This is a genomic window from Synechococcus sp. R55.2, from assembly GCF_047462075.1.
GTDB lineage: Bacteria > Cyanobacteriota > Cyanobacteriia > Thermostichales > Thermostichaceae > Thermostichus.
Window position 1 is genome coordinate 1 of record NZ_JANSIH010000064.1, and the last position, 9,845, is coordinate 9,845.

Consider the following 9,845-nt stretch of genomic DNA (forward strand, 5'->3'; position numbering starts at 1 on the left):
GGTTGACCACCAAAGTTGGCGTCCCCTAAAGTTCCGACAGCAAAGTTGCCAGAAGCTCCCCCTAGTTTGATCGAAAGGCTCTCGTTGTTATTTAGCCGAATATCAACTGCCCTCAGCGAAATTAAAACCTGTCGCCGACGCACATCCAATTGGGCAATCTGAGCAGCCGCGATGTCCTGCTGCCGCGAGTTGCCGATCACCGTAATGGAGTTGGTGCGCTCGTCCACAACGAATTGGGCACCGGGAGCAACGGCGTTCAAAACTCCTTCCAGCCGACTGGCCAAATCGGTGGCGACTGCCTGATTCACGCGGTAATTGCGCACCAGGATCCCAGTCACCCCTGGCAGGTTTTGTCCAACAAATACGGTTTGGCCCCTTCGCTGGGCCTGCAACTGTTTTAGCCGCAAGATAAAGTTGAATGTCTCCTGTAAGGGCGAGTCTTGCACATCCAGAGAGATGGTTAGATCGGGTGGGACGTCGTTGAGCACCACATTCAACCCTGCTCGCCGCACCAACAAGCTCAGCACATCGCCCACAGGAGCATCTTTCAAGGTCAAGCTAATCCTGGCATTGGATCCGAGATCCACTGTAGGTGGATCAGGCAGGATTGTGCCAACGGCAATATCGCCAGCAGGAGGAGCCACAGCTCTCCCCTGAAAAGGAGATTCGGTGGGCAAACTTCCCGGCGGCAATTGAGGTTGGTTGAGCTGGCCCACAGGGGGGACCTGAGAAATCACGGGTGCAGCAGGAACAGCAGGTGCAGGAGGAGCCGCTTGAGTTGTCTGCGGAGGGGCAGGGTTTTGAGCGACCGGTTGGGAGGCAGGGGCAGGAGCTGCGGGCTGAGGAGCAGGAGCCACGGGCTGAGGTCGGTTTAGTGACGCCGGTTGGCCGGGCGCTGCTTGGTTGGACGAGGGTTGAGGGGGAACCGCCGCTAGGGGAGCCAGTGGGGCAGAGGGTAGGCCCTCAAAGTCGAAGACCAACTGCGTCGGGCTGCGCCGAGCCAGCAAGCCTTGGGGAGCTGCGGCCACACCGGCTATTTCTATCCGCACGCTGTCGTTGCTCAACTGCCGGGCCTCAATGAAGCGCACCCCCGGCAGGGGAGACTCTTGGCGATAGCGGCCCTGGCTTCCGCTCAATTGAGCATTGGTGATGTCCCCGATCCAAGATTGTCCCTGCTGGGTAAAGAACACCTGTGGGCGAGCGCCCCCTTCGGTGTTGATCTCCAACTGCATGCGGTTGCCGTTGGGCACCAGGCGGATATCTGTGATGCGGCTGAGGCGTTGCGGGTTTGCGGAGGTCAACTGTTGAGCGGCTGCCTCATTGACCCGGCTTTCTAAGGCCAATGGGGGCAGGGACAGGATCAAGCCCAACGCACACCCATAAGCAACTCGACGGTTCATCATCCTCACACCTCACTCCTTCACCCAACCGTGTTCTTGCTTAGCCTCGCCACGGGTGCCTTTGGCCTCGTTCACCCCGTGCTTCCCTAATCAAAGCCGAAATCTCGGACTTTGCCACTACCTGTAGCCATTTCGGGAGAAATTTTTCCCAGATCTTCGATTTGGCAACACTATCTGTGCTGCACCGGCGATTGTTCCCGTCTTCTGAAAACCCAAAAGGGATCCCGCACTGGCAGGATCTCCCCCTGAGCCGAAGCATAGCTAGGCTATTGGCTGGGTGCTGCCTGTTCTCCTTCAGGGGGGGCTTGCCCTTCAGGTGCAGGAGCAGTGCCCAACGGAACGTCTTTGTTGTAGATGTAGGCAATCAAATCAAAAGCAGCGTCCAGTTCCCCTGTGTCTTGAACAGGATTTAAGCTGATGTTGCTCACCCGGAACAGCGTGCGCAGACGTTCTATATCTCCCATCAGATTGATCAGCTCCGTATAGGGGCCACGCAGAGCGACACGGGTGGTCTGCACTTGGATGGCGGGAGCGATGATCCCAGGCACTTCCGGATTGGCCGAAGACGCTGGAGTCAGTGGAGAAGGGCTAAAGCTGCGCAGCTCGCTGTTGGGCTGCCCCTGCACCAGCCGGTTGAGATCCAGCAGTTGCGTGTCGGCATTCTCGGGGGTGGAGAGCAGGGCACTGATCTGTTCCCGCTCCACGCGAGCTCTCTCGACCTGATTGGGCACATCTTGCAAACTGGCAATCTGGCTCTTTATGTCCTGCAACTGGGTGGTTTTGTTGGCTACCTCCCTTTCCAAAGCCTGTACCTCCTCGATCAAGGGGCGAAGTTGGGTGAAGGCCAGAAACCCCGCCGCGCCTAGCCCTGTGATCCCGATTAAAAGACCAATTCGAATGGGGGTCAGCTCCACGCCCAGCAGTACCGGCGGCCCTGCCGGGGGAACCACCAGTTGTTCGTCGGGAAAACCTTCAACCGATCCAGTCATCAGTTCGCCTCCACTCGACGCAAAATGCGGATCTTTTCAACCAAGCCTATCGCTCCCCGCTGCTCCAGCTCGCGGGTAAATTCTGGGTCAGGATCCCCCAGGGTACGGATGGTTACGGTTATGCCGTAGGTAACGCTGGGCTCGGTTACGTCTGTGCCGTCCACCCGGGAGCTGCTGTTCAGGACGGCGCTGGTAACAAAGTTGGAATCCAGCAGGGTGAGCAAAAAGTCGTTCACCAGGGGAAAGTCCAGCGCCCCTCCTTGGATATTGACGGTATCCCCGGAAGCGCTGATGTTGGTTATCCATACCCCCTGGCCGGGGATCTTGCGCCGCAGCTCTTCCAAGATGGCCGACCAAGGCTGGACGGATCCCAGAAAGGAGCGGAACCCTTCCGTTTGGGCGCGAATGGTTTGCAGCTCTTGATTGGCATTCTGCAGCTGGGACAACTCAGCATTGGCTGTGCTGAGCTCACTGTCAAGGCGAGCCCGCTCCGCCCTCAAGGTTTCTCTCTGGCGGGAAAAGCTGTCTTGGAAATACCAAAAAGCTCCCATCGCTACAGCAGCAACAGCAACCCCCAGGCCAATGGCCGGGATCCAATTCTGGGATCCCTCTGCAGCCTCAGCTGCGACTACTGCTCCCCCACCTGTTCGAGCTGTGGTGAGGACATCCGGCCTTTCTTTGAGGAAATTGATCTCCGGTGTGTACATCTCTTTAACCGCCTTGTGCGCTATTCCATCGGTTGGGCGAGCTTGCGCTGCCTGCTGCCGCTACTTGGTGTCTTCCCGTAACGCCAACCCCAGGGCCACTCCCATTGCTGGGCGTTCCTCCAGGGGCAGTTCCACTGAATCCGGCACGACAATGTTGCCAAAGGGATCCGCCAACTCCACCGCCACGCTCAACGACTGAGATAAGAAGCCGTCGATTTGGCCGATGCTTGCCCCAGTTCCGGCCAGCAGTACTTTCACCACAGGCGAGCTGCTTTCTGTGCTCGTAAAGAAGTCGATGGAGCGCCTCAGTTCATCCGCCAAATCGGAGACAACGCGCGTTACTGCTGCTACACCGGGATTGCTGGGCGCTGGCTGTTCTCCCGTGGCCAAAATATCGGTGGGGTTGATCAAGGGTAACCTCAGAGTTCGCAACAGGTCGCCGGTGCGGCTAAGCGGCAGATTCAGGGATTGGGCCAGCACCTGCCGCATGTGGATGGTGCCGATGTTGACGGTGCGGGTAAATTGCGGGATCCCGTTCACCAAAATGCTGATCTCGCTGCTGTCGTAGCCGATGGAGCTGAGCAACACGGCCTCTTGGGGGCCGTACTGGATTAGCTGATCGCGGATGGTGCGAATGAGGGAGAAGCTGGCCAGCTCCACACAGCGCACCTGCAAGTTGGCCACCTGCAGCACCTCCAGGTAGTTGTCCACCACCTCTTTGGGGATGGCCACCAGCAAGACTTCGATGCGCTCAATGCCATCCTGGGAAAGATCGAGACCCAAGGGCTGGTAGTCGACATCCGCCTGATCCCGCGGATAGGGAATGTAAAGTTCGGCCTCCTGCTCCAAAACCACCCGGCGCAGCTCATCGGCAGGTAGGTCGGCAGGCAGGCGAATGAGACGAACGATGGCCTCCCTTACGGGCACTGCTGTGGCTGCCGGCAGGTTGGTGGGTACCTTGTTTTCATTGAGCAAATTCATCAGGATCAAGCCAACTGTGCTCGGATCGAGGATGCGTCCTTCGATCATCGCCCCTTCTGGCATGTCCACGCTGTGGTAGTGGGCTAAACGATAGCGACCATTGCCCTGCTTTTTCAGTTGGGCAACGGCGATGCGCTCGGGGTTGATGTCCACCCCAAGCATGGTTCGGGTTTTGGAACCACCAAAAAAACTAAACACGCCGGGAAACCCCGCCCTTTGCGCTACTGCTAGAGGCATACTACCCAATTTGTAGGTGGGTTACCACTGTTCGCCATTGGCCGCGGGGAAATCCTTGTCTGGGCCGATCCCTCCCTGCCAGCCGCAAGTGCAGGGCTTGCGCGGTGTTGAGCGGTGTTGGAAATTCGCTTGACTCAACGGGTCTGTTGCCGCGCCCACTCACGGAACTGTTGTAACCGCTCACAACCCTTCTTCCTCGAGGGCCTGGACGTTTTGCACAATCCGGGAGAGCTCGTTTTTCTCATCCACATTGATGCGGGTCGGGGATCCGCTGATGATGCGCTCGTAGCCCCGGAAGGAATCGCGGATTTGGATGCCTGCGTTGGAGATCAGGTACTCGCGGATCCCTTTGTCGTGCCAGGATCCCCGCATTTTGAAGACGTTGAGGGCGCGGGCCATTTCTCCGCGGATCTCCACGTATTGCAGCAGGATAATCGTGTCGGTGATGGTGGAAATATGGGATTCGGTGATGGAATGGGATCCCATGAATTGGTCGGTGGTGTTGGTGAAAAAGCCGGTGATCTCCTCCTGCTTGGCCAGGCCAGTTACCCCGATTACAAACTGGCGGAAGGCATTTTGGCTCACTCCCCGCGCCAGGGCTGACAGGGAGTCGATGGCCATGCGGGAGGGCTTGAAGGCCATCATCTCGGTTTTGATCTTCTGCAGGTGGTCTTCCAGGCCGGCAGATTCTGGGTAGGCGCAAATGATCTTGAGGAGGCCCCGCCGCTCGAACTCTTCCAGCTCAATGCCCCAGGAGGAGGCGTTGCGGGAAAGCTGCGCCCGCGACTCTTCGTAGGCAAAGAGAATGCAGCGTTCCCCATCCAGGCAGCCTCGCTCCAGGAATTTGCTCACCAGCGAGGTTTTGCCCGTGCCGGTGGCGCCGGTGGCCAAAATAATCGAGTCTTTGAAGAAGCCGCCGCCGCACATTTCGTCCAGCTTCTCGATGCCGGAGGAGACCCGCACGTTGGAGGAGCGCTGGGTCAGTTGCATGGCTCCCAGGGGGAAGATGTTGATCCCGTCGTTGGTGATGGTGAAGGGATATTCCCCCTTCATGTGGGTGGTGCCCCGCAGCTTCAAGATCTCGATGGTGCGCCGCCGTTTCTCTCCTTCCAGGATGTTGCGCAGGATCACCACGTTATCGGAGACGAATTCCTCTACGCCGTAGCGGGCGATGGGGCCGTACTCGTCGGTGCGCTCCGTGGTCATGACGGTGGTGACGTTGGCCTGCTTGAGGCGGGCCGTCAGGCGGAACAGCTCCCGCCGCACCACACCGGCAGGGTCGTACTGCTGAAAGATGGCTGTCACTGAGTCGATGGAGACCCGCTTGGCTTTGTATTTGCGAATGGCGTACTGGATGCGCTCGATGAGGGCCGACAAATCAAAGTTGCCGCTCACCTCATAGCCTTCGGGATCGGGGGAGGCATCCAGGATAAACAGTTGGCCCCTGTCGATGAGGGCCTGCAGATCCCAGCCAAAGCTGGAGGCATTGCGAATGATATCGGCGGGGGTTTCCTCGAAGGTGACGAAGATCCCCGGCTCTTGATACTTCACGATGCCGTTGTAAAGGAACTGCATGGCAAACAGGGTTTTGCCGGTGCCGGAGGTGCCGCTGACCAAGGTGGTGCGTCCCAGGGGTAGCCCACCGTGACTGATGTCTTCAAAGCCCTCGATGCCCGTCTGTTTTTTGGGGATCCCTCGCAGCTCTGAGAGATCCGCCCGGTGGTTGTCTGGGGTTGGTTCGGTGGAGTCCTCTGCGGTGTTATCTTGTGGCTTTTCTGGCTCAGAAGGCCCCAATGACTGGTTCATCCCACTCTCCTTGCTCCTGCAGCCTGTCTCAAGCCTCTTCGTCCAATTCTTCGTAGAGCAGATCCAGGCCGATGAGCACTTTCTCGCGGTTGGACAGATCGCCAATAATCTTCCGCACCGGTGGCGGCAGGATTTTGGCCAAGGTCGGCGTTGCCAAGATCTTATCTTCCTCTGCCAGTTGCGGATTTTTCAAGACATCGATCACCTTCAGGCTGTACACGCCGCGGAACTCCTTTTCCAAGATGTCTTGCAAGGTGCTGAGGGCACGCAGAGAATTGGGGGTGTTGCCCGCCACGTAGAGCTTGAGAACATAGGCTTTGCGAGTGGACATATCTAAGGATCCCTTGGAGCGGTTTTGGGAATGGAGCGGCGGTACATTTCGCTCAGGTGGGCCATCACATCGATCAGGGTAAGGCGGTAATCCAGCAGGATCTCTTCGCTGCGGCCTTCCAGCTTCAATTGTTTGGCAAAGTCTTCCATCAAGTTCATGTGCAGCTCCAGCAGTTGAGCAGCGCCGATATCGGCAAAAAAGGCCAAGGCCACCAGTTCATCGATGCGGGCATTGGCGGTTTCGGGAGACTGAAAGTATTCCAGGACAATCGCCTGGTAAAGGCCGCGCAGCCGTTGCATCAAAGCTCGCTGCTCGTGGGGCGGAAGGCGGCGATAAAACAGCTCCGGGTCACGATGATAGTACACTCCGGCATAGCTCAGCCGTTCTCGCAATTTCTCCGCCAGCCGTCGCTGTTGTTGGTTGCTGTAAGCCAGGTAGGGCTGATCGCTGGGATGCACTGGGCCCTGCGGGAGGCCGCAAGTGGGAGACATCTGCAGAAACAAGGCGATGGCCCGATCCACCAGCAGCTCCAAGACGGAAGGGGATCCCGAAGCGGTACAGTCGGCCCGCACCTGCCCCTTCAGCTCCTGTGGCGAAATGGGACGGACGAGGGTGGCGTTGTGGTAGAAAAACTGCTCTCGCTTGAGCAATGCTTTCACCAAAGATGAGGTGGCAGGGATCTCTCCTTCCGTCTCCGGTGTTTCCTTTTGCAGGTGGGATTCTTCCAGCACAATCGCCAACACCGTCGGCAGCAGCAGTCCCCACGCGCAGAGCTGATTGCCCAGATCGTGCAGCTCTTGCAGCCGAGTGGGATCCACCAGGAGCACCAAGCAATCGACATGGCCGTCTTGTCTCCTGAGAGCCTCTAGGAAGGTAGCTTGATCCTGAAAACACTCGACAACAAAGCGTTCAGGGGGTAGCCAGTCCTCGCAAGCTAGGGGCTCTCCTGCTGGCGGCTCCCAATCCAGCAACAGGTTGATGCGCAGTGGATGGGTGTCAGGCAACAAGACAAAGGATGAAGATATATTTCCTATCTTAAATCTGACCGGGATCCGCGCTCACCGGCCAGAGGAAAAGAGCGGGAGAAAAACCTAAACTAGGGGTGAGTGAGCTGCTGCCGAGATCCCTATGGTGCCCCTGATCATCGACTGTGACCCTGGCCAAGACGATGCGGTGGCTCTGCTGCTGGCTATGGCGTCGCCAGAAGAGCTGCAATTGCTGGGCATTACCACGGTGGCTGGCAATGTCTCCTTGGACAAAACCAGCCGCAATGCTCGACAGATCTGTGAATTGGCCGGTCAGCCGCAGATGGGGGTGTATGCCGGCTGTCCCCGCCCTCTCCTGCGCCCTCTGGAAACTGCCGAGCAGGTGCATGGCAAAACCGGGATCGATGGAGCGGATCTGCCGGAGCCCCAGATGCCCTTGGGATCCCGGCATGCGGTAACCTATCTCATCGAGACGCTGATGGCTGCCCCTGAGCCGGTTACCTTGGCTTTGCTGGGCCCGATGACCAACTTGGCAGTGGCTCTGGTGCAGCAGCCCCGGATTGTGGAACGCATCCAGCGGCTGGTGTTTATGGGGGGATCCGCCTTTGAGGGGAATGTTACCCCGGCAGCCGAGTTCAACATCCTCACCGATCCCCACGCCGCCCAGATCGTGCTCAGCGCCGGGATCCCGGAGGTGGTGATGCTGGGCTTGCACGTCACCCAACAGGTCCTCAGCACGCCGGAGCGGATTGAGCGCATCCGCGCCCTGGGCACCCGCGTTGGGCAGACGGTGGCCAATATGCTCACCTTTTACGGTAAGGTCGACGTAGAACGCTACGGGCTACCGGGAGGGCCATTGCACGACCCTTGTGTGATTGCCTATCTGTTACAGCCGCAGTTGTTCGAGCTCAAGCCCTGCTACGTCGAGGTGGAAACGGCTAGCCCCTTGAACCTGGGCCGGACGGTGGTGGATCGCTGGGGATCCAGTGGTCGCCTCGCCAATGTTCAGGTGGCTTTTGGGGTGGATGCCCAGGGGTTTTACCACCTGCTCACCGAGCGCCTGGGCCGTTACCGATAATTCTGATAGTTCTGATCCTTGAGGCCAGATCCGAAGGTGGAGAATCCCAGCGCCGTCCAACGTGCCAAGCTGGAGTGGGTGAACCTGCCCACCGCCGTCACCCTGCTGCGGCTGGCAGGGATCCCTTTTGTTTTGCTGGGCCTGAGCCTGCGATCCCCACTGGGGGAGAGGTTGGCCCTCTGGGCGTTCCTGTTGGCGGCGGCAACCGATTGGCTGGATGGCCATTTGGCCCGCCGTTATGGCTTGGTAACCGATATGGGCAAGTTTTTGGATCCTCTGGTGGATAAGCTGCTGGTGTTGGCGCCGCTGCTGGGCCTGCTGGAACTGGGGCGGATCCCCGCTTGGGGCGTGTTTTTGCTGGTGGGGCGGGAGCTGGCCATCGCCGGCTGGCGGGTCAACCAAAGCCAAATCCGCGGTGCCAATTTCTGGGGCAAAGCCAAGACGGTAACCCAAATCCTGGCCATTGCTTTGCTGATTTTGGGGTGGCCGGGAGGGATCCCTTGTTTTTGGGTGGCGGTGGTTCTCACCCTGATCTCGGGCCTGACCTACCTGCACACCGATCATCCCCATCATGCGCAGTCACCCGGCAGGCCATAGCCCTTGTCAGATCCCCCCGCCCCTCGCCGACAGAGGAGACACCCCACCTGAGCAGCGCATCCTCGGCCTAGATCCAGGTCTGGGAACCATGGGTTTTGGTTGCATTCTGGCGGGATCTGCGGGGTTGAAACCTGTGGATTATGGGGTGATCAGCACCCCCAGCCAACACTCGATGCCGGAGCGGCTGCAAACGCTGCACGAGGATTTGAGCCAGTTGCTGCGCCAACTGCGCCCGCATCAGGTGGGGCTGGAAAAACTTTTTTTCTACAAAATGGGCAATACCATTGCCATCGCCCAAGCCCGTGGCGTGATCCTGCTCACCTTGGCCCAGCATCATCTGTTGCCGGTGGAGTTTACGCCCGCCCAAGTCAAGCAAAGTTTGACAGGCTACGGACGCGCCGACAAGCAGGCTGTACAAGCTGCCGTGGCCCGGGAACTCAACCTGCCCAGCTTGCCCCGCCCGGATGATGCCGCCGATGCCTTGGCGATTGCCATCACAGTCTGGCACCACCGCTTCTCTTGAGGGATCCCCTCCCTGTCAATCCCCTACCTTTAGCAGAGATAAAGATTGGCCAATAAAGATGGGCTAGACTCAGTACAGCGAGAAGCACAAGCCCTATGCCTTCTTCTTCCGTGGATGTTCGCGAGCTACCGCTGTTTCCCTTGCCGGAGGTGGTGCTGTTTCCGGGCCGCCCTCTGCCGCTGCACATATTCGAGTACCGCTACCGCATGA

Annotated in this window: 10 protein-coding genes and 1 pseudogene; 4 read left to right on the top strand and 7 right to left on the bottom strand. The window is 58.7% G+C overall.

All coding sequences use genetic code 11. The annotated features are described in order from the left end of the window. The 7 genes from NW838_RS02290 to NW838_RS02320 form a co-directional block, all read right to left on the bottom strand. On the bottom strand, positions 1–1,403 hold a 1,403-nt coding region (locus tag NW838_RS02290), incomplete at its 3' end, for an AMIN domain-containing protein (RefSeq protein ID WP_414427428.1). 263 nt (positions 1,404–1,666) lie between these two features. Beyond that, positions 1,667–2,389 (bottom strand): hypothetical protein, encoded by a 723-nt coding sequence (locus NW838_RS02295; RefSeq protein ID WP_414329096.1) that lies wholly within the window; start codon positions 2,387–2,389, stop codon positions 1,667–1,669. Beyond that, complete coding sequence (locus NW838_RS02300) at positions 2,389–3,096, bottom strand: PilN domain-containing protein (RefSeq protein WP_414350597.1); 708 nt, start codon at positions 3,094–3,096, stop codon at positions 2,389–2,391. The genes NW838_RS02295 and NW838_RS02300 overlap by 1 nt, the downstream gene beginning before the upstream one ends. Positions 3,097–3,156: 60 nt before the next feature. Beyond that, positions 3,157–4,239 (bottom strand): type IV pilus biogenesis protein PilM, encoded by a 1,083-nt coding sequence (gene pilM, locus NW838_RS02305; protein WP_414427429.1) that lies wholly within the window; start codon positions 4,237–4,239, stop codon positions 3,157–3,159. A 255-nt stretch (positions 4,240–4,494) separates the two neighbouring features. Beyond that, entirely contained in the window at positions 4,495–6,120 is a 1,626-nt protein-coding gene (gene kaiC, locus NW838_RS02310) for a circadian clock protein KaiC (RefSeq protein ID WP_414357428.1), read from the bottom strand. 28 nt (positions 6,121–6,148) lie between these two features. Then, positions 6,149–6,451: a circadian clock protein KaiB gene (gene kaiB / locus NW838_RS02315; protein ID WP_011430723.1), complete on the bottom strand. Its 303-nt coding sequence runs from the start codon at positions 6,449–6,451 to the stop codon at positions 6,149–6,151. A gap of 2 nt (positions 6,452–6,453) precedes the next feature. Beyond that, positions 6,454–7,458, bottom strand: coding sequence for a circadian clock protein KaiA (locus NW838_RS02320; RefSeq protein WP_414357426.1), 1,005 nt, complete (start codon positions 7,456–7,458; stop codon positions 6,454–6,456). A 121-nt stretch (positions 7,459–7,579) separates the two neighbouring features. On the opposite strand from NW838_RS02320, the gene NW838_RS02325 reads away from it, so the two are divergent. The 4 genes and pseudogenes from NW838_RS02325 to NW838_RS02340 form a co-directional block, all read left to right on the top strand. Then, complete coding sequence (locus NW838_RS02325; protein ID WP_414357424.1) at positions 7,580–8,515, top strand: nucleoside hydrolase; 936 nt, start codon at positions 7,580–7,582, stop codon at positions 8,513–8,515. A 78-nt stretch (positions 8,516–8,593) separates the two neighbouring features. After that, positions 8,594–9,112 carry a CDP-diacylglycerol--glycerol-3-phosphate 3-phosphatidyltransferase gene (gene pgsA, locus NW838_RS02330; RefSeq protein WP_414329287.1) on the top strand — a complete coding sequence of 173 codons (519 nt, stop codon included), beginning with the start codon at positions 8,594–8,596 and terminating at the stop codon, positions 9,110–9,112. A 10-nt stretch (positions 9,113–9,122) separates the two neighbouring features. Beyond that, entirely contained in the window at positions 9,123–9,635 is a 513-nt protein-coding gene (gene ruvC, locus NW838_RS02335; protein ID WP_414329288.1) for a crossover junction endodeoxyribonuclease RuvC, read from the top strand. Between the two features lie 95 nt (positions 9,636–9,730). Beyond that, positions 9,731–9,845, top strand: a pseudogene (locus NW838_RS02340) (ATP-dependent protease); the annotation flags it as partial.

Bases quoted from the DNA above. Each gene is read 5' to 3' on its own strand.
- kaiB (WP_011430723.1), bottom strand. From the start codon at position 6,451: ATGTCCACTCGCAAAGCCTATGTTCTCAAGCTCTACGTGGCGGGCAAC.
- NW838_RS02325 (WP_414357424.1), top strand. From the start codon at position 7,580: ATGGTGCCCCTGATCATCGACTGTGACCCTGGCCAAGACGATGCGGTG.
- kaiC (WP_414357428.1), bottom strand. From the start codon at position 6,120: ATGAACCAGTCATTGGGGCCTTCTGAGCCAGAAAAGCCACAAGATAAC.
- NW838_RS02300 (WP_414350597.1), bottom strand. From the start codon at position 3,096: ATGTACACACCGGAGATCAATTTCCTCAAAGAAAGGCCGGATGTCCTC.
- pilM (WP_414427429.1), bottom strand. From the start codon at position 4,239: ATGCTTGGGGTGGACATCAACCCCGAGCGCATCGCCGTTGCCCAACTG.
- NW838_RS02295 (WP_414329096.1), bottom strand. From the start codon at position 2,389: ATGACTGGATCGGTTGAAGGTTTTCCCGACGAACAACTGGTGGTTCCC.